The following is a 21,597-nucleotide window of genomic DNA, read 5'->3' as shown; positions in this document are numbered from 1 at the left end:
TTGTTTTGCTGTTGCTAAGGATACAATAGAGGCTGTCAGTGGTTTTAGAGAGTGTTATGGATCAAAGTACTACACAAATTTATAAACGGCTTGTTTCTTACGTTGGTGCCTATAAGTCGGTTGCTATCGTCGCAATTATTGGAATGATAGGTTATTCAGGTATGGATGCATTATTCATCCAACTGATGAAGCCGTTTATCGATGAAGGTTTAAATGAGCGTAATAGTCAGGTACTTACTTATGCGCCATTTGTGGTTATTGCGTTGGTGATTGGGCGTGGCGTATTTAATTTTATGTCATCGTACTGTTTAAGCTATGTTGGTTCGCAGGTAGTGCGTGCGCTTCGCCAAGAACTATTTGAGCATATATTACATTTGCCAGTATCGTTTCATGATAAAAACTCGAGTGGCGACCTTATTTCAAAAATTACCTTTGATACAGAGCAAGTACAGCAAGCGATTACCAAAGCACTGCTTATTGTAGTTCGTGAAGGCGCTTTTGTGGTGTTTTTACTTGCAGTTATGTTTTATACCAGCTGGCAATTATCGTTAATCTTTTTAGTTATTATTCCATTAGTGGCTATTATAGTGGCGGTGGTATCTAAACGTTTTCGTCATATATCTAAAAATATTCAGTCTGCGATGGGGCAAGTTACCCGCAGCTCAGAGCAAATGCTCAGTGGTCACAAAGTGATCCATGGCTTTGGTGGTCAAACTCAAGAAATCGATCAATTTTCTAAAATTAATAATCATAATCGCCAGCAACGTATCAAAATGGATGCGACTAAGGCGTTAAGTGTCTCTATCATTCAAATTTTAGCAGCCAGCGCAATGGCCGTTATTTTATGGGTGGTGTCTATGCCCTCAATGATAGACAGTATTAGCTCTGGGGATTTTGTAGTGCTCATTTCTTCGATGATGATGTTACTACGCCCGTTAAAACAGCTTGCCAATGTGAACAGTGATTTACAACGCGGTATTTCAGCTGCGCAGAGTGTATTTTTAGTGCTAGATGAGGAAATAGAAAAAGACACGGGCACCTTATCGGTTGATAAAGTTAAAGGCCATATTGAGGTAAAAAATGTCACCTTTAAATACCCAACCAAAGACGAGCCGGTATTAAATAATTTGTCTATGACTATTAAAGCGGGCGAGAGCATTGCGCTTGTTGGCCGCTCAGGCTCGGGTAAATCCACCATATCAAACTTATTACCTCGCTATTATGATTTAGAAACGCCCAGTGAAATATTACTGGATGGTATTGCTTTAAATGAATATAAGCTCACCGATTTACGTCGTCAATTTGCTTTAGTATCGCAGCAAGTAGTGCTTTTTAATGACACGATTGCAAATAATATTTGTTATGGCCTCCAACGCGATATATCGATGGAAGAGCTTCATACTGTGGCTAAACAAGCTCATGTGTGGGAGTTTGTTAAAGATTTACCGGAGCAACTTAACACTATGGTTGGTGAAAATGGGGTGATGCTTTCAGGTGGTCAACGTCAACGTATCGCGATTGCTCGCGCAATATTAAAAGATGCACCAATTTTAATTTTAGATGAAGCGACCTCGGCGCTCGATACTGAATCAGAAAAACTTATTCAACATGCCCTCGATACATTAATGAAAGACAAAACGTCTATTGTAATTGCGCATAGGTTATCGACTATAGAAAATAGTGACCGCATTTATGTAATAGACAGTGGTCAAGTTATTGAAAGTGGTACCCATACAGACTTACTTGCTAACGATGGCACTTATTCTGCTTTATGCAAAATGCAGTTTGGTGAGCAAGGGTGAGTAAAATAGAGCAAAGCTGGTATAAACCTTTTAGCTTAATTACGTTATTGCTATTACCACTGTCCGCTATTTTTGGCTGTATTTCTTTGCTGCGTAGATATTGCTATAAGTTCGGCATTTTTAAATCGTTTATCAGCAAAACACCGGTTATTGTAGTTGGCAATATAAGCGTTGGCGGCAATGGTAAAACGCCGTTTGTGTTGTGGCTTTATGATTATTTAACTGCTAAAGGCTTATCTGTTGGTTTAATTAGTCGCGGTTACGGCGGGCAAGCAGCTCATTACCCATTATTAGTGACTGCTAATACGACTACTTTAGAGGCTGGTGATGAGCCGGTGCTTTTATTTAACCGTTTACAGTGCCCATTAGTGGTTGGCCCTAATAGGCAACACAATATAGAAAAGCTCAACGCAAACTTTAAGCTTGATGTGATCATTTCTGATGATGGCATGCAGCATTACAAAATGGCACGCAGCATAGAATGTTGTATTGTTGATAGCGAAAGAAAATTTGGTAATGGTTTGCTAATGCCCGCAGGGCCACTGCGCGAAACCGTCTCTCGATTAAAGAGCGTAGACCTAGTAATTGAAAATGGCTCTGAGGATGAGTTTAGTTATCGCTTGCAGCCATCGGTTATTAAACGCGTTGCCGATAACACGGATATAGCGACGCCTTTAAAGGCTGCGCATGCGGTGAGTGCTATTGGTAACCCAGGTCGTTTTGAGGCTTCACTGCAAGCACAAGGTATTAAATTACTGTCTACACATCATTTTCGCGATCATTATGCTTATAGCGCTGATGATTTCGCTCAGTTTGGCGATGACTGTGTATTAATGACAGAAAAAGATGCGGTTAAATGCCGTGATTTTGCAAAGCCTAATTGGTATTACCTGCCTGTTGATGCTCAACCAACAGCGGCGGTAATAAACACATTAAATTTACTATTAAAAGAAAAAGGGATCCATCATGGCCTTTGATACGAAGTTACTCGAAATTATTGCTTGCCCCGTGTGTAAAGGTAAGTTGCGCTTTGATAAAGAAAACCAAGAGCTGATCAGTACAGCTGCAAAGCTTGCTTACCCGGTACGCGATGATATTCCGGTATTACTTGAAAATGAAGCCCGAGAATTGTCTCTTGAAGAGGTAGAAAAGTGGAATTCGTAGTAGTTATTCCTGCACGTTACGCTTCTACTCGTTTGCCAGGTAAACCACTTGCTGATATTTGTGGCAAGCCAATGATCCAACATGTCTATGAAAAAGCGTGTTTGTCGGGAGCGAGTAAAGTGGTTATAGCCACCGATCATCAAAAAGTATTTGATGCGGCTAAACACTTTACCAATGATGTATTGATGACTCGAGAAGATCATCAATCAGGGACTGAACGGTTAGCAGAAGTCGTTGATTTACTTGATTTATCAGATGATACTATCGTGGTTAATGTGCAGGGCGATGAACCGTTATTATCCCCTGATAACGTGTCACAAGTAGCAACATTATTAGCGCAATCAACCGCGCCAATGGCAACCCTCAGTGTTGCCATTGAAGAGCGTGAAGAGGTGTTTAACCCTAATGCGGTTAAAGTGGTCAGCGATATCAATAAAAATGCCTTATATTTTTCAAGAGCCAGCATTCCATTTGATAGAAGCGCCATGATGGCAGAGCAGCAACCACTTAATTTAGCGCCTTTTCAACGCCATGTGGGTATTTACGCGTATCGCGCTGGCTTTATAAAGCAATATATTCAATTATCGGTATCACCATTAGAAGTTTTAGAATCACTAGAGCAGCTAAGGGTGCTTTACCATGGCTATGCGATTAAAATAGAGCAAGCGGTGGTGACCCCTCATGCTGGGGTTGATACACCAGAGGATTTAGCTAAAGTCGTTGCGCATATTCAAAGTAAAGCGCGTGAATAAAGCAGATACGCCTGTGTTAAAGGTGCAATACACGCACGATGATTTTTATATTATAACTAAACCTGCAGGGCTTAATTTTCATTCAGAAGAAAGCCCTGGTTTTGTGTTTCTTGCTGAGCAACAACTAAACGAAAAATTGTTTGCGGTTCACCGTCTAGACAAAGTGACTTCAGGGCTGATCATATTAGCGCGGCATAAAGACGCTGCGGCAAAGTTTACCCAGATGTTTACTGAGCATACTATTAATAAATTTTATTTAGCTGTAAGTGATTCTAAGCCTAAAAAAAAGCAAGGTTGGGTTAAAGGAGACATGGCGAAGTCACGTCGGGGTACTTTTAAACTATTAAACTCGCAAATAAATCCCGCAATTACGCGGTTTTATTCATTTAGTTTTAAAAGTGGTTTTAGAGCTTACCTATTAAAACCCTATTCGGGTAAAACCCATCAGCTCAGAGTTGCTTTAAAGAGTTTGGGTGCCCCCATAATGGGTGATGCGAGTTATGCAGGCAGCCCTGCAGAGCGTACCTATTTACATGCATTTGCGCTGGATTTTTTATGGAAAGGGCAAAAAATACAACATACCCTGTTGCCAGAATCTGGTGAAGAGTATGCGCAATTGATAAAACATCAAGATTTTAATTCTTGGCAAACGCCGTGGAAACTGGATTGGTAAATGAGTGAACAAGTAACTGATATCCGCTTTGGTGGTATTAAACGACTGTATGGTCAACAGCAATTTGAGTGGTTACAGCAAGCACATTTTTGTGTTGTGGGTATTGGTGGTGTAGGCAGTTGGACTGCTGAAGCACTAGCGCGTACCGGCGTAGGTAAAATCACCTTAATTGATTTAGATGATATTTGTGCAACTAATGTAAATCGTCAAATTCATGCCTTAACAGGCACAATAGGGGAAGCTAAAGTTGATGCGATGAAAACTCGCTGCAAGCTTATCAACCCTGAGTGTGTGGTGAATGTGATTGATGACTTTATTAGCCTTGATAATATTCAAGAACATATTCAAGGTTTTGATTATGTAATAGATTGTATTGATGCGGTTAAAGAAAAAGCGGCGTTAATAGCTCACTGTAAACGTAATAAAATGCCTATAATTACAACTGGCGGTGCAGGTGGTCAAACCGATCCGAGTCAAATTACCTTTGGCGATGTGGCAAAAACCACTCAAGATCCATTACTTGCAAAAGTGCGTTACATTTTGCGTAAACAATATAATTTTAGTTCAAACCCAAAACGTAAATTTAATATTGACTGTGTATATTCCACTGAACAGCTTGTTTACCCAGGTAGTGACGGCAGTGTGTGTCATGCGAAGCAAAATGCTGATGGCAGTATGAACATGGATTGTAATAATGGCTTTGGCTCAGTGACGATGATCACCGGTAGTTTTGGTTTTTTTGTTGCCGCTAAAGCGGTTCAAAAATACTTAGACAAGCGTGTGCGTCTAAATACTTAGATAAAGTGTTTTGGTTTAATAGTATTTAAAAAGCGCTTAAAGCGCTTTTTGTTTGGCCATGGTTTGTATTGTTTCAACCATGGCTTTTACTCCATTGCCCCTTGACGCACTCAAATGACTGATTAAGCCTAACTTTTCAAATTCATCATAAGCATTTACTGCTAACACTTCCTCGGGTGTTAAACCGTTATACAGGGCTAAAATTAACGCCAATAAACCTTTTACTATGCGAGTATCAGAGTCTCCAATTACAACCAGTGCATTCTCGGTTAGGTCAAACTCGACAAACATCCATACTTTACTCTCACAGCCTGGCACTAACGCATCATCTGTTTTTAATATATCTGCTAAAGGTGGCAGCGTTTTACCGAGTAACATAATTTCACGGTACTTTTGTTGCCAGTTACTACTGCTTTGAATACTTTTAGTTACGAGTTGATATGTGTGTGTCATTATTTATCCAAATTAGTCTAATAAAGCAATACATTCTTTGAGTGCGGCAATAAATTGGTCTACATCTTTAGTCGTATTATAAAAAGCAAAACTCGCTCTCAATGAGCCATTTAGGTTTAAATGACTCATTAAAGGTTGGGTACAATGATGACCATTTCGTACAGCAACACCATAGCCGTCAAGTAAAGTTGACAGATCATAAGGATGTTCATTTTTATAATTAAAGCAAAGTGTACCAATATTCGATTTGAGGTCGCTGTAGATAATAATACCGTCTATTTTGCTCAATGCGTTCGCTGCATAAATAAACAACTGCTGTTCATAGTGCTGTAATGTTTGCAGATCAAGCGCCATTAAATACTCAAGTGCAGCGCCAAAACCTAAAACACCGGCTATATTTGGCGTTCCTGCTTCAAATTTAGCGGGTGCATTACGATAAGTACTGTGCGTTAAGGTTACTTTTTCAATCATTTCACCGCCTGTTTGATAAGGCGATAGTGCATTAAGGGCTGTATAACGGCCATATAAACCGCCTAGCCCTGTTGGCCCCACCATTTTATGAGCAGAAAACACGTAAAAATCACAATCGAGCTTTTTTAAATTCGGTCTTAAATGCAGCGCCCCTTGTGCGCCATCGACTAAGGTTAGCGCGCCTACCGCCTTCGCTGAGGCTATTAAGGGGACTAAATCAGTAATATTGCCTAGCGCATTAGAAGCGTGAGTAATAGCCAGTAGTGCAGGGTCGGTGCGCTTAATCACTTCACAACACTGTGCTATATCAAACGTAGCATCTGCGTTAAGTGGTAAAGTTTTTAATGTTGCCCCGGTTTGCGCTGCCAGTTCTTGCCACGGCACGATATTAGCGTGATGTTCGATTGGGCTAATTAAAATAGTGTCAGCAGCTGTTAATGTATTTCTTAAGCCATGAGCAACTAAGTTAATCGCTTCAGTGGCACCTTTGGTCCAGACAATTTCGCTACTGGTTACCTGAAAATAATCGGCAACGCGTTGACGTACTTGCTCATAAGCCGCTGTAGCTTGCTCACTCAGTGTATGACGTCCACGGTGAACATTTGCATTCTGTGAGGTGTAAAACTGTGACGTAGCGTCAATCACGCATTGTGGTTTTTGTGTTGTTGCTGCTGAGTCTAAATAAACAAGAGGGTAGCCATTAATTGTCTGATTTAGGGTAGGGAAATCATTACGGATTGTTTTAGGATCAAACGAGGACACAGACATAGGCTCATAAAGTTAATCAAGTGGGCAGGAATTGTAATCTGTTTAAGATAATTCTCAAGTAGCAGTTAATAAAAAAGGCCGCAGAGGCGGCCTTTTAAACTAACTTAATGCTTAGCGCTTGTCAGTTGCTTTATAATCACGGTGTGTTTTACCTGTGTAAAGCTGACGTGGACGGCTGATCTTGTGGCCAGGTTGAGAAAGCATCTCGTCCCAGTGTGAGATCCAACCTACAGTACGTGCCATTGCAAAGATTACAGTGAACATGCTGGTAGGGATGCCGATTGCTTTTAAGATAATACCTGAGTAGAAATCTACGTTAGGGTAAAGTTTCTTCTCAACAAAGTACGGGTCTTCAAGTGCAATTTGCTCTAGTTTCATTGCGATATCAAGCAATGGATCTTGAATGTTTAGCTCTGCTAACACTTCATGACATGTTTGACGCATTACTGTTGCACGAGGATCGAAGTTTTTGTAAACACGGTGTCCAAAGCCCATAAGACGGAACGGGTCCGCTTTATCTTTAGCTTTTGCTACGTATTCGTCAATGCGATCAACTGAGCCAATTTCTTCTAACATGTTTAAACATGCTTCGTTAGCACCTCCGTGAGCAGGGCCCCAAAGTGATGCAATACCCGCAGCAATACATGCATAAGGGTTAGCACCAGAAGAACCTGCTAAACGTACTGTAGAGGTTGATGCGTTTTGCTCATGGTCCGCATGAAGCATGAAGATTTTATCCATTGCTTTAGCTGTGACAGGGTTTACTTTGTATTCTTCAGCAGGCACAGAGAACATCATGTGTAAGAAGTTTTCTGCATAGCTTAAGTCATTGCGTGGGTATACAAATGGTTGACCGATGTTTGTTTTGTACGCCATTGCTGCAATTGTTGGTAACTTAGCAACTAATTTAATAGCGCTTGTTTTACGTTGAACTGCATCAGTGATATCCAGATCTTCATGGTAGAAAGAAGATAAAGCACCAACCACACCACATAGCATCGCCATAGGGTGAGCGTCAAAACGGAAACCTTGGAAGAAGTTTGCGATTTTTTCATCTAGCATAGTGCTACGAGTGATTTTTGTAGCGAAATCATCGTATTGCTCTTTAGTTGGTAACTCACCATTTAATAGCAAGTAGCATAACTCAACGTAGTTAGAGCTTTCTGCTAACTGTTCGATTGGGTAACCACGGTGTAATAAAACACCCTTGCCACCATCGATGTAAGTGATGGTAGATTCACAAGAACCAGTCGACATGAAACCTGGGTCATAAGTAAAGTGACCATGTGAGCCGAGTGTACGTACGTCAATTACATCTTGGCCAGCAGTACCTTGATAAATTGGAAGTTCGATTGGATCTAGCCCATCAATATGGACCGTGGCTTTCTTATCTGCCATCTATGTATCTCCTATTAAGATAACTATTCTGATTTTTATATTCTAAAATCTATTCTAAGCACATCCCTACATTTTAACGTGAAAGAGGGGTATAAAGTCAATTTTTATAAGTATTATGCACATATGTATAATAAATATTCGGTATAGATTGAATATTATACCATTGGCTAATTCGCAAACGATTCAAAGTAAACAAGAATTGTAAAAGAGTCTCCGGCTATATATACTAATGGAGGTTTTTAACCAATTTGTATTTGGGTAAACTTTTTTTTACATAATAATTTTCATAAAAAGTGAACTTTATTAGTATCAATACGTTTATTTTGATAGTTCCACCAGAAACATTTGGTGGGTTTTAGAAAAACAAGTAGATGAGCCCCACTGTGGGCAAGATGGGCAAGTAACTGTGAAAAAGCAAAGACCTGTAAATCTAGATCTAACAACTATATCTATGCCGGCAACGGCTAAAGCTTCAATTTTTCACCGCGTCACCGGTGTTGCATTATTTTTTGCTTTAACGTTTGTCATTTGGGCTTGGTCAGAGTCTCTTTCTTCAGCTGAAGGTTTTGAATTCGTCAAGAGTCTGTTTAACGGATTCATTGCCAAATTTATAGCTTGGGGCACCCTTTCTGTATTGGGTTATCATCTTATCGGTGGTATCCGTCACATTATTATGGATATGGGGCATTGGGAAGAACTTGAATCAGGCAATACTAGCGCTAAAATTGCGATGGCACTTGGCGTTGTGTTTGCTGTATTGGCAGGGGTGTGGATATGGTCTTAAATCAAGCAACTCTTAAACGTGATGGCGTACAAGATTTTGTATCTCTACGCACAACGGCATTAATAATCAGCGCGTATGCAATCTTTATTATTGGCTATTTTTTAGCAATGCCAGAAGTCACATATGAAGCCTGGACAGGCCTATTCTCAAACCTAGCAATGAAAGGGGCAACGTTAATCACCCTAGTTTGCATTATGGTTCATACCCGTATCGGCCTTTGGCAGGTTCTTACCGACTATGTAAAGAACGCTAAATTGCGTGCTTTTTTAGGCTTTGTACTAAACCTAATGGCTGTTGCTTACGTAGCTGTGGGTTTAATCGTTTTATGGGGTGTTTAAGTGAAATATTCTGTTCGTGAATTTGACGCCGTAGTAATTGGTGCCGGTGGTGCAGGTATGCGCGCTGCTCTTGCTATTACTGAATCTGGCAAAACATGTGCGCTAATCTCTAAAGTTTTCCCGACACGCTCACACACTGTATCTGCTCAAGGCGGTATTACAGTCGCGTTAGGTAACTCGCATGAAGATAACTGGGAATGGCATATGTATGATACCGTTAAAGGTTCCGATTTTATCGGTGACCAAGACGCTATTGAATACATGTGTCAAACTGGCCCAGAAGCTATTACTGAATTAGAAAACATGGGCTTACCATTTTCGCGTTTTGAAAATGGCCGTGTTTACCAACGTCCTTTCGGTGGTCAATCGAAAAACTTTGGTGGTGAACAGGCTGCGCGTACTGCAGCAGCAGCTGACCGTACGGGTCATGCATTATTACACCTTCTTTATCAACAAAACGTTAAAAACAAAACCAATGTATTCTCAGAATGGTATGCACTTGATTTAGTTAAAAACGATAATGGCGATGTAGTAGGCTGTACAGCGATTGAAATTGAAACAGGTGAAATCACCTTCTTCAAATCAAAAGCAGTTGTGTTAGCGACAGGTGGTGCAGGTCGTATTTTCGCATCAACAACCAATGCTCACATTAATACCGGTGACGGTGTTGGTATGGCTGCACGTGCTGGTATTTCTATGCAAGACATGGAAATGTGGCAGTTCCACCCGACAGGTATAGCTGGCGCTGGTACGCTAGTAACTGAAGGTTGTCGTGGTGAAGGTGGTTATCTTTTAAATAAAGATGGCGAACGCTTCATGGAACGTTACGCACCAAATGCTAAAGATTTAGCGTCTCGTGACGTTGTTGCTCGTTCAATGATGACAGAAATTCGTGAAGGTCGTGGTTGTGATGGTCCTTGGGGTCCTCACCTCAAGTTGAAACTTGACCACTTAGGCGAAGAAACGCTTAACTTACGTCTTCCAGGTGTATGTGATCTTGCTAAAACATTTGCTCACGTTGACCCTGCAAAAGAACCGATTCCAGTTATCCCAACATGTCACTACATGATGGGTGGTGTGCCAACAAACGTAAATGGTCAAGTACTTAACATCGATGCTGCTGGCAACGAAAAAGTAGTACAAGGTTTATTTGCTGTTGGTGAGATCGCCTGTGTATCTGTACATGGTGCTAACCGCTTAGGTGGTAACTCATTACTTGATTTAGTTGTATTTGGCCGTGCAGCAGGTAACTTCTTAGGTGAATACCTAAATGACGTTGAAATTTCTAAAGCGGCTTCAGAGTCTGACCTAGAGGCGTCTCTTGCGCGCTTTAACCGTTGGGAAAACTCAACAACTGGTCAAGGCGAAGACCCAGTTCAAATCAAGAAAGACCTACAACAATGTATGCAGCTTAACTTCTCGGTATTCCGTGAAGGTGATTCAATGGCTACAGGTCTTACTGAACTTAAAGAAATCCGTGAACGTTTACAGCACGCGCGTCTTGATGACAAATCATCAGATTTTAACACCATGCGTATTGAATGTTTAGAACTAGACAACTTAATGGAAACAGCTTACTCAACTGCAGTAGCTGCAAACTTCCGTACTGAAAGCCGTGGCGCACACTCTCGCTTTGACTTCCCAGATCGTGATGACGAAAACTGGTTATGTCACTCAATATTTAATCCGGTAACGGATGAAATGAGCAAGCGTAAAGTAAACTACGAGCCTAAAACACGTGAAGCTTTCCCACCTAAAGCACGTACCTACTAGGAGCGAGACGATGGCACAAGTACAATTTTCAGTTTATCGTTACAATCCGGATGTTGATAATGCACCTCGTATGCAAGATTACACTTTGCAAACTGAGGAAGGCCAAGACATGATGGTATTGGATGCACTTTTACTATTAAAAGAGCAAGATCCTACACTATCGTTTCGTCGTTCATGCCGTGAAGGCGTGTGTGGTTCAGACGGCGTAAACATGAATGGTAAGAACGGTTTAGCATGTATTACTCCTTTATCTACGCTGCAAAAAAATGGCAAAGGTAAAATCGTAGTGCGTCCATTACCTGGACTTCCTGTTGTTCGTGACCTTGTTATTGACATGAGTCAGTTCTACACTCAATACGAAAAAGTAAAACCGTATCTAATTAATGATGAGCCTGCTGCAGGTGAACGTCTTCAATCTATCGAAGAACGTGATAAATTAGATGGGCTTTACGAGTGTATTTTATGTGCATGTTGTTCTACATCGTGTCCTTCTTTCTGGTGGAATCCAGATAAGTTTATAGGTCCAGCAGGCCTTCTTCATGCTTACCGTTTCTTAGCTGATAGCCGAGACACAGCAACAGAAGAGCGTTTAGCTGACTTAGACGATGCATTCAGTGTGTTCCGTTGCCACAGTATCATGAACTGTGTTAGCGTTTGTCCTAAGGGTCTTAATCCGACCAAAGCAATTGGACAAATAAAATCTATGTTATTAAACCGCTCGGTTTAATTTCTAGTAGACGAAAGATGGCTAATAATTTATTAGCCATCTTGTTATATAACTATTAATTTCTGCGCTAAAAAAAAGGGCTTATAAATGCACGAAGGTGTGATGAAGGCATGGCTAGAATCTTCACATTTAAACGGCGGTAACGTTGCTTATGTTGAAGAGCTTTATGAAGCGTATTTAGACGATGCGACTTCGGTGCCAGAAGAATGGCGAGAAGTGTTCGAACAGTTACCAAAAGTAGATGGTGTGGATGTTGAAGTAAAACATTCAGAAGTTCGTTCACAATTTGCGGCGCTTGCTAAAAACAAGCATAGAGAAGTAGTGGTAGCAGAGGGCAGTGGTGGCGACCTTAAACAGGTTAAAGTACTGCAACTTATTAATGCTTTCCGTTTTCGTGGACACCAAAATGCAAACCTAGATCCACTAGGTATTTGGCAACGAGAACGTGTACGAGATTTAGAGCTAGAGTACCACGACTTATCGGATGCTGACTTTGACCGCGAATTTAACGTAGGATCGTTTGCCGTTGGCCGCGATACTATGCCTTTAGGTGAGTTATACCAAGCACTAAAAACCACTTACTGTGGTTCTATTGGCGCCGAGTATATGCACATCACATCAACAGAAGAAAAGCGTTGGTTACAACAGCGTTTAGAGTCTGTTCAGTCTAGGCCAAAATTTGATAAAAATGAAAAGCTACGAATCCTCAAGGGATTAACAGCGGCTGATGGTCTTGAAAAATATTTAGGGGCTAAGTTCCCGGGTGCTAAGCGTTTCTCACTTGAAGGTGGCGATGCGTTAGTGCCTATGTTAAAAGAGCTTATTCACCGTGCCGGTGAAAGTGGCCAAAAAGAAGCCGTTATTGGGATGGCTCACCGTGGTCGCTTAAATGTTCTTGTTAATGTGCTAGGCAAAAATCCATCAGAACTTTTTGATGAGTTTGCTGGCAAGCACAAAGAAACGTTAAGCTCAGGTGATGTTAAATACCACATGGGTTATTCATCAGATTTCGCGACTAAAGGTGGCAACGTGCACATGGCACTTGCGTTTAACCCGTCGCATTTAGAAATCGTAAATCCGGTGGTTATGGGCTCTGTGCGTGCACGTCTTGATCGTCTTAATGACAAAACAGGCAGCAAAGCACTTCCTATTACTATTCACGGCGACTCAGCAATTGCAGGTCAGGGTGTTGTTCAAGAAACGTTTAACTTATCGCAAACTAATGCATTTAGTTGTGGCGGTAGTATTCGTATTGTTGTTAATAACCAAGTTGGTTTTACAACAAGTAAAAAAGACGATGTACGCTCAACTGATTACTGTACTGATATCGCAAAAATGGTTCAATCGCCAATTTTCCACGTAAACTCTGACGATCCTGAAGCGGTTGCTTTTGTAACGCAACTCGCGCTTGATTTTAGAAATCAGTTTAAACGTGACGTTGTGATTGACCTTGTTTGTTACCGTCGCCATGGTCATAACGAAGCTGATGAGCCTAACGCTACACAGCCAATTATGTACCAAAAAATTAAAAAACACCCAGTACCTCGTTTAATCTACGCGGATCAGCTGATTTCTGAAGGTTCTTTCACAGAAGATGAAGTGAAAGCGCTTGCTGATGATTACCGTAATGGTTTAGACGATGGCAACTGTGTTGTTGAAGAAATACAGCCAGAAACATCACACTCTTCAGATTGGGCTAAGTATGTAGGCCATGAATGGAGTGTTGATTACGATGCTAGCGTTTCGGTAGAAAAGCTTAAAGAACTTGGTAACATAGTTGCAAGTTACCCAGAAGAGTACAAAGCACAATCTCGTGTTAAAAAAATATACGATGATCGTAAAGCAATGGCTGCTGGCGAAAAACCACTTGATTGGGGTATGGCAGAAACTTTAGCGTATGCAACTATTGCATCTGAAGGCACTGATATTCGTCTAACTGGACAAGATTCAGGTCGTGGTACCTTCTTCCACCGTCATGCGGTTGTTCATAGTCAAAAAGATGGTGCAACGTATTTACCATTACAGAACCTTAGTGAAGATCAAGGTACGTTTGAAGTGTTCGACTCAGTACTGTCTGAAGAAGCGGTATTAGCATTTGAATATGGTTATGCAACTGCAGAGCCGACTTCATTAGTATTGTGGGAAGCACAATTTGGTGATTTCGCTAATGGTGCACAGGTGGTATTTGACCAGTTCTTAAGTTCAGGTGAACAAAAGTGGGGCCGTCTATGTGGCCTAACGTGTTTATTGCCACATGGTTATGAAGGCCAAGGTCCTGAGCATAGCTCGGCTCGTCTAGAACGCTTTTTACAGCTTTGTGCTGATCACAACATGCAAGTATGTGTGCCATCAACACCGGCTCAAGTGTACGCAATGTTACGTCGTCAATCAGTTAGACCACTGCGTCGTCCACTGATTGTAATGACACCTAAATCATTGCTACGTCATCCACTTGCAACGTCATCGCTAGAAGAGCTTTCTGAGGGTGTATTCCACAACATCATTGATGAGATTGATGAGATTGACCCTAAGAAAGTAGAACGTGTTGTATTTTGTAGCGGCAAAGTTTACTACGAACTATTACAAGAGCGTCGTAAACTTGAGCAAGACAATATTGCAATTGTTCGTGTTGAACAGCTTTATCCGTTCCCACATGACGAAATGAAAGCAATTATTGAACGCTACCAGCACGTTACTGATTTTGTGTGGTGTCAGGAAGAGCCGCAAAACCAAGGCGCTTGGTACTGCTCACAACATCACTTTGTTGATGCAATTCCTCAAGGTGCAAAATTGAAATATGCAGGTCGTAAGGCGTCAGCATCTCCTGCATGTGGATATATGTCAGTACATACTAAAGAACAACAAGCGCTCGTTGCCGACGCGCTTACTATAGAAAAGAAAGGATAAGCAATGAGCACAGAAATTAAAGTTCCTGTTCTTCCTGAGTCGGTTGCAGATGCTTCCGTTGCTACATGGCATGTAAGTGTTGGCGACAAAGTAAGCCGTGACCAAAACTTAGTAGATATTGAAACAGACAAAGTGGTTTTAGAAGTGGTTGCACAAAATGACGGTGTAATCACTGAAATTTCACAAGAAGAAGGTGCTACGGTACTTGGTGACCAAGTGATCGGTTTAATTGGTGATGCGCAAGAAGCATCACCAAGTAAAGAGCCAAAAGAAGATAGCTCAGCATCAGAAAAATCAGAAGACGCGCCGGCGGCGCAATCAGCACCAGCATCAGAAGGTAAAGAAGTGGATATTAAAGTACCTGTACTTCCAGAATCAGTTGCAGACGCAACAATTGCTACTTGGCATGTTCAACCAGGTGACGCGGTAACACGCGATCAAAACTTGGTAGATATCGAAACAGACAAAGTTGTACTTGAAGTGGTTGCCCAAGAAGACGGCGTTATGGGTGAAATCATTCATGACGAAGGCGACACTGTTCTTGGTGAGCAAGTAATTGGTAAAGTAAAAGCAGGCGCTGCACCCGCTAAATCTGACGTTAAAGCAGATGCTAAAGCTGCCAAAGAAGAAAGCTCAAGCGACAGTTCAGATGTGTTAACGCCATCTGTTCGTCGTTTAATTGCTGAGAAAGGCCTTGATGCATCAAAAATCAAAGGTTCAGGCAAAAATGGTCGTGTGACTAAAGAAGATGTTGATCAATTCTTAAAATCACCTGCCCCAGCAGCAAAAGCTGAAGCAGCGCCAGCAGCACCTATGGGTGACCGCACGCAAAAACGTGTGCCTATGACACGTTTACGTAAAACCATTGCGAATCGCCTTCTTGAAGCGAAAAACTCTACTGCAATGTTAACTACATTTAACGAAGTTAACATGAAGCCAATCATGGATCTTCGTAAGCAGTACCAAGAAGTATTTGAAAAGCGCCACGGTATCCGTTTAGGTTTCATGTCTTTCTACGTGAAAGCAGTGACTGAAGCGTTAAAGCGTTTCCCAGATGTAAATGCATCAATTGATGGCGATGATATTGTTTACCACAACTATTTTGACATCAGCATTGCTGTTTCTACACCTCGTGGCTTAGTAACACCTGTACTTAAAGACTGTGACAAGCTATCTGTTGCAGAAATCGAAAAGGGGATTCGTGAGCTAGCGCTTAAAGGTCGTGATGGTAAGCTAACGCTTGACGATATGACCGGCGGTAACTTCACTATTACTAACGGTGGTGTATTCGGTTCGTTACTATCTACTCCAATTATTAACTTACCGCAGTCTTCAATTTTGGGTATGCACAAAATCCAAGATCGTCCAATGGCTGTGAACGGTAAAGTTGAAATCTTACCTATGATGTACTTAGCGTTATCGTACGATCACCGCCAAATCGATGGTAAAGAATCAGTTGGTTTCTTAGTAACAATTAAAGAGTTACTTGAAGATCCAACACGTTTACTGCTGGATGTTTAATTAAGTAGTATGAAATATAAGCTGTGAGTTAAAATCACAGCTTTTTTTTGTGCCTATGGTCATACTGGGGTTTTCATGTAGCGCCATGAGATCTATACTAGGCATGCAATTTGGGATAGTTGTTTATTTGCATAAATATTCAACTCTTTTAATATAAAAAATTGGATAAAGCATCATGAATTTGCATGAGTATCAGGCAAAACAACTTTTTGCCGAATATGGTTTACCAGTTTCTCAAGGTTTCGCTTGCGATACACCTGAAGAAGCTGCAGCAGCTGCTGAAAAGATTGGCGGCGATATGTGGGTTGTTAAAACTCAGGTTCACGCAGGTGGACGTGGTAAAGCTGGTGGTGTAAAGCTAGTTAAAACTATCGACGAAGTTAAAGCGTTTGCAGCTAACTGGTTAGGTAAAAACCTAGTTACTTACCAAACAGATGAGAAAGGCCAGCCAGTTGCTAAAATTTTAGTAGAAAGCTGTACTGACATCGCTAACGAACTGTACCTAGGTGCTGTTGTTGACCGTGCTTCTCGTAAAGTTGTGTTCATGGCGTCTACTGAAGGCGGCGTTGAAATTGAAACTGTTGCTGAAGAAACACCAGAACTTATCCACAAAGCTGAGATCGATCCATTAGTAGGTCCTCAAGCTTACCAAGCACGTGAGCTTGGTTTTAAATTGGGTCTTAATCCAACACAAATGAAACAGTTTGTTAAGATCTTCATGGGTCTTGGTAATATGTTCAACGATTTCGATTTTGCATTACTTGAAATCAACCCGCTAGTAATCACAGATGAAGGTAACCTTCACTGTCTAGATGGTAAAATCGGTATCGATGGTAATGCACTTTACCGTCAACCTAAAATCCGTGAAATGCACGATCCATCTCAAGAAGATGCGCGTGAAGCTCACGCAGCAAGCTTCGAGCTTAACTACGTAGCCCTTGATGGTAACGTAGGTTGTATGGTTAATGGTGCAGGCCTAGCAATGGGTACTATGGACATCGTAAACCTACACGGTGGCAAGCCAGCTAACTTCTTAGATGTTGGTGGCGGTGCAACGAAAGAACGTGTATCTGAAGCATTCAAAATTATCCTTTCAGATGACAACGTTAAAGCTGTTTTAGTTAACATCTTCGGCGGTATCGTTCGTTGTGACATGATTGCAGAAGGCATCATTGGCGCAGTTAAAGAAGTAGGTGTAACAGTACCAGTAGTTGTACGTTTAGAAGGTACTAATGCTGAACTAGGTCGTGAAGTACTTGCTAAGTCTGATCTAAACATCATCGCTGCTGAATCATTAACAGACGCGGCTGAAAAAGTTGTTGCTGCTGCGGAGGGCAAATAATGTCTGTATTAATCAATAAAGATACAAAAGTTATCTGTCAAGGTTTCACTGGTGGTCAAGGTACTTTCCACTCAGAGCAAGCGCTTGAGTACGGTACACAAATGGTTGGTGGTGTAAGCCCAGGTAAAGGCGGTCAAACGCACCTTGGTCTTCCAGTATTTAACACAGTACGTGACGCTGTAGAAGCAACTGGCGCAACTGCATCAGTTATCTACGTACCAGCACCTTTTTGTAAAGATGCAATCTTAGAAGCAATCGATGCGGGCATCGAGCTAATTGTTTGTATCACTGAAGGTATTCCTACACTTGATATGGTTGACGTTAAAGTTAAACTAGATCAAACAGGTACACGTATGATCGGTCCTAACTGTCCAGGTGTTATCACCCCTGGTGAGACTAAGATTGGTATCATGCCTGGTCACATCCACAAGCCTGGTAAAGTAGGTATTGTTTCTCGCTCTGGTACTTTAACGTACGAAGCGGTTAAGCAAACTACAGATGCTGGTTTTGGTCAGTCTACGTGTGTTGGTATTGGTGGCGACCCAATCCCAGGTACTAACTTTATCGACGTTTTAGAAATGTTCGAAAAAGACGACCAAACTGAAGCAATCGTAATGATTGGTGAAATTGGTGGTACTGCAGAAGAAGAAGCTGCAGAGTACATCAAAGCTAACGTAACTAAACCTGTTGTTTCTTACATTGCTGGCGTTACTGCACCAGAAGGTAAGCGTATGGGTCACGCTGGCGCAATCATCGCAGGCGGCAAAGGTACTGCTGATGAGAAATTTGCTGCATTAGAAGCTGCGGGCGTAAAAACTGTACGTTCACTTGCTGATATCGGTAAAGCACTTAAAGAAAAAACAGGCTGGTAATCAGCGGTTATTCTTTAAAAAAGGCTCGCAATTGCGAGCCTTTTTGTTATTTATAGCAAGAGTATAAAGCCCTTAATTTTAAAACGGGTAACTGATATGCTGAAAAAAGCGTACAGCTAAATCTTGGCGTTGTTTATTAATTGCTAGCTCATCACATAAGCCATGAATAGTTTTTTCTACTTGGTTCATAAAGCGACCATAGCCAATTTCATGTTTATTATGCTCAGCTGCCACAATGACAAAATGCAGCGTCTCTACTAGTTTATTTTCATCAAAAAATACTTTCATTTGTGGCGCTGAATCTTCTATATCAAAACTAATTTTTTGTAGTTCCACATTTCCCTCATTTCGATCTACTTGGCTGTTGCGAATTATTGGCATTGCGCCATTAGCAACCATCGCAGCGTGCGTGAGTTTATTATCTTCACATAACTGGGTAAATAGTTTTGAAAAGTGAGAGTAGAATGGCTGGTAAGTCTGGCTATTAATTTCACTCTGAAACTGCGTTTTAATATTACGTGACACGGGAATAGAGAAGGTGACATAAGTCATTTCAGCATGGCTACTAGGTATCGCGCATTGTCTGGACTGATAACGAGGGTATAAACTTCTTAGTTTATATCCATAGCTTTCTTTATTACCTTTTTCTTTAGCGAATAAATCATAGGTTAAATGTTGATGATCGCGCAGCTTAAAGCTTGGCTGGTCTAAAAATAACTGATCTTGTAAATGACTCAATACTTTTTGTACATTGGTATGAAATTGCGCAGAGTGGGCACGTATATCTTCACCAGTAGCTAAAAACAATAGGCGTATTTTTTTACTTTGCTGATTTTGTGTGTGATGTAGTTTATGCGCTTCATGGTAACGAGGGTTATAAAAAAACAACATTTGCTTATCGGTTTCAAGTTGGTAAGACTCATCATGAAATCTCACCACGGGGAGTTTGTCATTTGCGAGTAAATGGACATTATGCAGTTCATATTCATCACATAATGCAAATAACTGACGCGCAATTCGTTCATAGCAAGTATTAATATTAGTGAAGTTTTTATAAAAATCGTCATTAGGTGTAATTTCAGCTAATAAGTAATGATTTGCACGTGCATTACTTGGAATATATATGCGGTGTTGATTTAATGAGGCCATCTTCGTTCCTTTAAGTTGGGGTTATTCGTTTACTATAAATCGCTTTAATGACTTTAATATTGCGCTAAAACAAATTTTGCTCATAAACTATCCCTTATCTAACAAACTTTGGTAATAACTGCATAAACCCGCATCTATTACTGTATGTTAAGGTTGGTTTTTGTAATAATGCAGTAGTTTTGTTATCACGCAATATACAGAGGTTTATAATCCTATGGCGGAAATCGAGAATCGCCCAAATAACTTTATTAGAACCCGAATTGATGAAGATTTAGCAAGTGGAAAACATGCCACAACGCATACCCGTTTTCCACCTGAACCTAATGGCTTTTTACATATTGGCCATGCAAAATCAATTTGCCTAAATTTTGGTATCGCCAAAGACTATAACGGTTTATGTAACCTTCGTTTTGACGATACAAACCCAGAAAAAGAAGATATTAACTACGTTAATTCAATTAAAGAAGACGTACAGTGGTTAGGGTTTAATTGGGATGGTGAGATTAAGTATTCGTCAAACTATTTTGATCTGCTTTATGGTTATGCGGTAGAGCTTATTAATAAAGGCTTAGCGTATGTTTGTTTCTTAACTGCTGATCAAGCTCGCGAATACCGTGGTACATTAAAAGAGCCTGGTAAAAACAGCCCATACCGCGAAACATCACCTGAAGAAAACCTCGCATTATTTGAAAAAATGCGCAACGGTGAATTTAAGGAAGGTGAATGTGTCCTTCGCGCTAAAATAGATATGGCCAGCTCATTTATGGTGCTGCGCGATCCAATTATATACCGTATACGTTTTGCTAATCATCATCAAACAGCGGATAAGTGGTGCATTTACCCAATGTACGACTTCACGCATTGTATTTCTGATGCACTTGAAGGCATTACTCATTCATTATGTACGCTAGAGTTCCAAGATAACCGTCGTTTATATGACTGGGTATTGGATAACATCAGCCTTGAATGTCACCCGCAACAAATTGAGTTTTCGCGTTTAAACCTTGAATACACAATTATGTCAAAGCGTAAGCTTAATGACTTAGTGGTTAATAAGCACGTAGAAGGGTGGGATGATCCGCGTATGCCAACCATTGCGGGTCTGCGTCGTCGTGGTTATACACCGGCATCTGTGCGTGAATTCTGTCAGCGTATCGGTATTACTAAGCAGGAAAATATGGTTGAAATGGGCATGCTTGAAGCGTGTATCCGTGATGACTTAAACGAAAATGCTCCGCGTGCAATGGCTGTACTTGATCCAGTGAAAATTGTGATTGAGAATTATGAAGCCGATAAAGTAGAAACACTTTCTGTGGCTAATCACCCAAATAAAGAAGAAATGGGTCGCCGTGAAGTGCCTTTCACGCGTGAAATTTTTATCGAACGCGAAGATTTCCGTGAAGAAGCGAACAATAAATTTAAACGTTTAGTGCTTGATAAAGAAGTACGCTTACGTGGTGCTTATGTGATTAAGGCAGAGCGTGTTGAAAAAGACGACAATGGTGAAATTACCACTATTTACTGTACTTACGATCCTGAAACATTGGGTAAAAATCCAAGCGATGGTCGTAAAGTAAAAGGGGTTATTCATTGGGTATCTGCGTCTGAGTCAGTGACAGCTGAAGTACGTTTATATGACCGTTTATTCAGTGTGCCTAACCCTGCAGCCGCAGAGGATTTTGAAAGCACGTTAAACCCAGATTCATTAGTGGTTATTTCTAATGCTAAACTTGAACCTTCATTGGCTAATTCTGTACCTGCACAAGGTTTTCAGTTTGAGCGTACCGGTTATTTCTCACGTGATACTAAATCAGAAAACCTGGTATTTAACCAAACGGTAGGCTTACGTGATTCGTGGGCTAAAATAGAGCACAAATAATATTGCTCTATTTTATAGTTATAAAA

The 21,597-nt window shown here is 40.9% G+C and carries 19 protein-coding genes; 15 read left to right on the top strand and 4 right to left on the bottom strand.

What is annotated here, in order from left to right; all coding sequences use genetic code 11:
- Positions 1–56: 56 nt before the first annotated feature.
- Genes msbA through tcdA form a run of 6 tightly spaced genes read left to right on the top strand, consistent with a single transcriptional unit; the run spans position 57 to position 5,189 of the window.
- A complete protein-coding gene (gene msbA, locus MTN96_RS04565) occupies positions 57–1,802 on the top strand; it encodes a lipid A export permease/ATP-binding protein MsbA (protein ID WP_069439508.1) in 1,746 nt (581 codons plus the stop codon).
- Positions 1,799–2,779 (top strand): tetraacyldisaccharide 4'-kinase, encoded by a 981-nt coding sequence (gene lpxK / locus MTN96_RS04560; RefSeq protein ID WP_069439507.1) that lies wholly within the window; start codon positions 1,799–1,801, stop codon positions 2,777–2,779. Before msbA ends, lpxK begins: the two co-directional genes overlap by 4 nt.
- On the top strand, positions 2,769–2,966 hold the full coding sequence (locus MTN96_RS04555; protein WP_008112074.1) for a Trm112 family protein: 198 nt from the start codon (positions 2,769–2,771) through the stop codon (positions 2,964–2,966). The genes lpxK and MTN96_RS04555 overlap by 11 nt, the downstream gene beginning before the upstream one ends.
- Complete coding sequence (kdsB, locus tag MTN96_RS04550; RefSeq protein WP_069439506.1) at positions 2,954–3,718, top strand: 3-deoxy-manno-octulosonate cytidylyltransferase; 765 nt, start codon at positions 2,954–2,956, stop codon at positions 3,716–3,718. The genes MTN96_RS04555 and kdsB overlap by 13 nt, the downstream gene beginning before the upstream one ends.
- Positions 3,711–4,391: a TIGR01621 family pseudouridine synthase gene (locus MTN96_RS04545; protein ID WP_058154677.1), complete on the top strand. Its 681-nt coding sequence runs from the start codon at positions 3,711–3,713 to the stop codon at positions 4,389–4,391. Before kdsB ends, MTN96_RS04545 begins: the two co-directional genes overlap by 8 nt.
- On the top strand, positions 4,392–5,189 hold the full coding sequence (gene tcdA / locus MTN96_RS04540; protein WP_069439505.1) for a tRNA cyclic N6-threonylcarbamoyladenosine(37) synthase TcdA: 798 nt from the start codon (positions 4,392–4,394) through the stop codon (positions 5,187–5,189). It abuts the gene before it with no gap.
- A 36-nt stretch (positions 5,190–5,225) separates the two neighbouring features.
- Here the strand turns inward: tcdA and MTN96_RS04535 are convergent, their stop codons facing one another.
- From MTN96_RS04535 to MTN96_RS04525, 3 genes are all read right to left on the bottom strand, one after another.
- On the bottom strand, positions 5,226–5,642 hold the full coding sequence (locus MTN96_RS04535; RefSeq protein ID WP_036982589.1) for a SufE family protein: 417 nt from the start codon (positions 5,640–5,642) through the stop codon (positions 5,226–5,228).
- A 12-nt stretch (positions 5,643–5,654) separates the two neighbouring features.
- Positions 5,655–6,881 carry an aminotransferase class V-fold PLP-dependent enzyme gene (locus tag MTN96_RS04530; RefSeq protein WP_036982591.1) on the bottom strand — a complete coding sequence of 409 codons (1,227 nt, stop codon included), beginning with the start codon at positions 6,879–6,881 and terminating at the stop codon, positions 5,655–5,657.
- A 111-nt stretch (positions 6,882–6,992) separates the two neighbouring features.
- Positions 6,993–8,279, bottom strand: a complete 1,287-nt coding sequence (locus MTN96_RS04525; protein ID WP_036982594.1) for a citrate synthase — start codon at positions 8,277–8,279, stop codon at positions 6,993–6,995.
- A gap of 406 nt (positions 8,280–8,685) precedes the next feature.
- Between MTN96_RS04525 and sdhC the strand changes: the two genes are divergently transcribed.
- The 8 genes from sdhC to sucD all read left to right on the top strand — a co-directional run bounded on the left by sdhC (position 8,686) and on the right by sucD (position 18,543).
- Positions 8,686–9,063, top strand: coding sequence for a succinate dehydrogenase, cytochrome b556 subunit (gene sdhC, locus MTN96_RS04520; RefSeq protein ID WP_076916082.1), 378 nt, complete (start codon positions 8,686–8,688; stop codon positions 9,061–9,063).
- Positions 9,054–9,401 carry a succinate dehydrogenase, hydrophobic membrane anchor protein gene (sdhD, locus tag MTN96_RS04515; RefSeq protein WP_013465012.1) on the top strand — a complete coding sequence of 116 codons (348 nt, stop codon included), beginning with the start codon at positions 9,054–9,056 and terminating at the stop codon, positions 9,399–9,401. The genes sdhC and sdhD overlap by 10 nt, the downstream gene beginning before the upstream one ends.
- Entirely contained in the window at positions 9,402–11,174 is a 1,773-nt protein-coding gene (gene sdhA / locus MTN96_RS04510; RefSeq protein WP_036982597.1) for a succinate dehydrogenase flavoprotein subunit, read from the top strand.
- 10 nt (positions 11,175–11,184) lie between these two features.
- A complete protein-coding gene (locus MTN96_RS04505; protein ID WP_008112091.1) occupies positions 11,185–11,901 on the top strand; it encodes a succinate dehydrogenase iron-sulfur subunit in 717 nt (238 codons plus the stop codon).
- Between the two features lie 87 nt (positions 11,902–11,988).
- Positions 11,989–14,808 carry a 2-oxoglutarate dehydrogenase E1 component gene (sucA, locus tag MTN96_RS04500; protein WP_248530824.1) on the top strand — a complete coding sequence of 940 codons (2,820 nt, stop codon included), beginning with the start codon at positions 11,989–11,991 and terminating at the stop codon, positions 14,806–14,808.
- A 3-nt stretch (positions 14,809–14,811) separates the two neighbouring features.
- Positions 14,812–16,329, top strand: coding sequence for a 2-oxoglutarate dehydrogenase complex dihydrolipoyllysine-residue succinyltransferase (odhB, locus tag MTN96_RS04495; protein WP_248530823.1), 1,518 nt, complete (start codon positions 14,812–14,814; stop codon positions 16,327–16,329).
- Between the two features lie 175 nt (positions 16,330–16,504).
- Positions 16,505–17,671, top strand: coding sequence for an ADP-forming succinate--CoA ligase subunit beta (gene sucC / locus MTN96_RS04490; RefSeq protein WP_008464053.1), 1,167 nt, complete (start codon positions 16,505–16,507; stop codon positions 17,669–17,671).
- Entirely contained in the window at positions 17,671–18,543 is an 873-nt protein-coding gene (sucD, locus tag MTN96_RS04485) for a succinate--CoA ligase subunit alpha (protein ID WP_024603036.1), read from the top strand. Before sucC ends, sucD begins: the two co-directional genes overlap by 1 nt.
- A gap of 78 nt (positions 18,544–18,621) precedes the next feature.
- Here sucD and MTN96_RS04480 read toward each other — a convergent pair whose 3' ends face one another.
- Positions 18,622–19,692 carry a DUF3083 family protein gene (locus MTN96_RS04480; RefSeq protein WP_069439502.1) on the bottom strand — a complete coding sequence of 357 codons (1,071 nt, stop codon included), beginning with the start codon at positions 19,690–19,692 and terminating at the stop codon, positions 18,622–18,624.
- A gap of 214 nt (positions 19,693–19,906) precedes the next feature.
- On the opposite strand from MTN96_RS04480, the gene glnS reads away from it, so the two are divergent.
- A complete protein-coding gene (gene glnS / locus MTN96_RS04475) occupies positions 19,907–21,571 on the top strand; it encodes a glutamine--tRNA ligase (protein ID WP_036982606.1) in 1,665 nt (554 codons plus the stop codon).
- Positions 21,572–21,597: the final 26 nt, after the last annotated feature.

This window comes from Pseudoalteromonas sp. 2CM28B (assembly GCF_023161935.1).
Note: the sequence above shows the minus strand (reverse complement) of the source record. Positions and strands in the feature narration are given on the sequence as shown.

Excerpts from the sequence above, each read along its gene's own strand:
- msbA (WP_069439508.1), top strand. The coding sequence starts at position 57 with ATGGATCAAAGTACTACACAAATTTATAAACGGCTTGTTTCTTACGTT.
- MTN96_RS04555 (WP_008112074.1), top strand. The coding sequence starts at position 2,769 with ATGGCCTTTGATACGAAGTTACTCGAAATTATTGCTTGCCCCGTGTGT.
- tcdA (WP_069439505.1), top strand. The coding sequence starts at position 4,392 with ATGAGTGAACAAGTAACTGATATCCGCTTTGGTGGTATTAAACGACTG.
- MTN96_RS04535 (WP_036982589.1), bottom strand. The coding sequence starts at position 5,642 with ATGACACACACATATCAACTCGTAACTAAAAGTATTCAAAGCAGTAGT.
- MTN96_RS04530 (WP_036982591.1), bottom strand. The coding sequence starts at position 6,881 with ATGTCTGTGTCCTCGTTTGATCCTAAAACAATCCGTAATGATTTCCCT.
- MTN96_RS04525 (WP_036982594.1), bottom strand. The coding sequence starts at position 8,279 with ATGGCAGATAAGAAAGCCACGGTCCATATTGATGGGCTAGATCCAATC.
- sdhD (WP_013465012.1), top strand. The coding sequence starts at position 9,054 with ATGGTCTTAAATCAAGCAACTCTTAAACGTGATGGCGTACAAGATTTT.
- MTN96_RS04505 (WP_008112091.1), top strand. The coding sequence starts at position 11,185 with ATGGCACAAGTACAATTTTCAGTTTATCGTTACAATCCGGATGTTGAT.
- sucA (WP_248530824.1), top strand. The coding sequence starts at position 11,989 with ATGCACGAAGGTGTGATGAAGGCATGGCTAGAATCTTCACATTTAAAC.
- odhB (WP_248530823.1), top strand. The coding sequence starts at position 14,812 with ATGAGCACAGAAATTAAAGTTCCTGTTCTTCCTGAGTCGGTTGCAGAT.
- sucC (WP_008464053.1), top strand. The coding sequence starts at position 16,505 with ATGAATTTGCATGAGTATCAGGCAAAACAACTTTTTGCCGAATATGGT.
- sucD (WP_024603036.1), top strand. The coding sequence starts at position 17,671 with ATGTCTGTATTAATCAATAAAGATACAAAAGTTATCTGTCAAGGTTTC.
- MTN96_RS04480 (WP_069439502.1), bottom strand. The coding sequence starts at position 19,692 with ATGGCCTCATTAAATCAACACCGCATATATATTCCAAGTAATGCACGT.
- glnS (WP_036982606.1), top strand. The coding sequence starts at position 19,907 with ATGGCGGAAATCGAGAATCGCCCAAATAACTTTATTAGAACCCGAATT.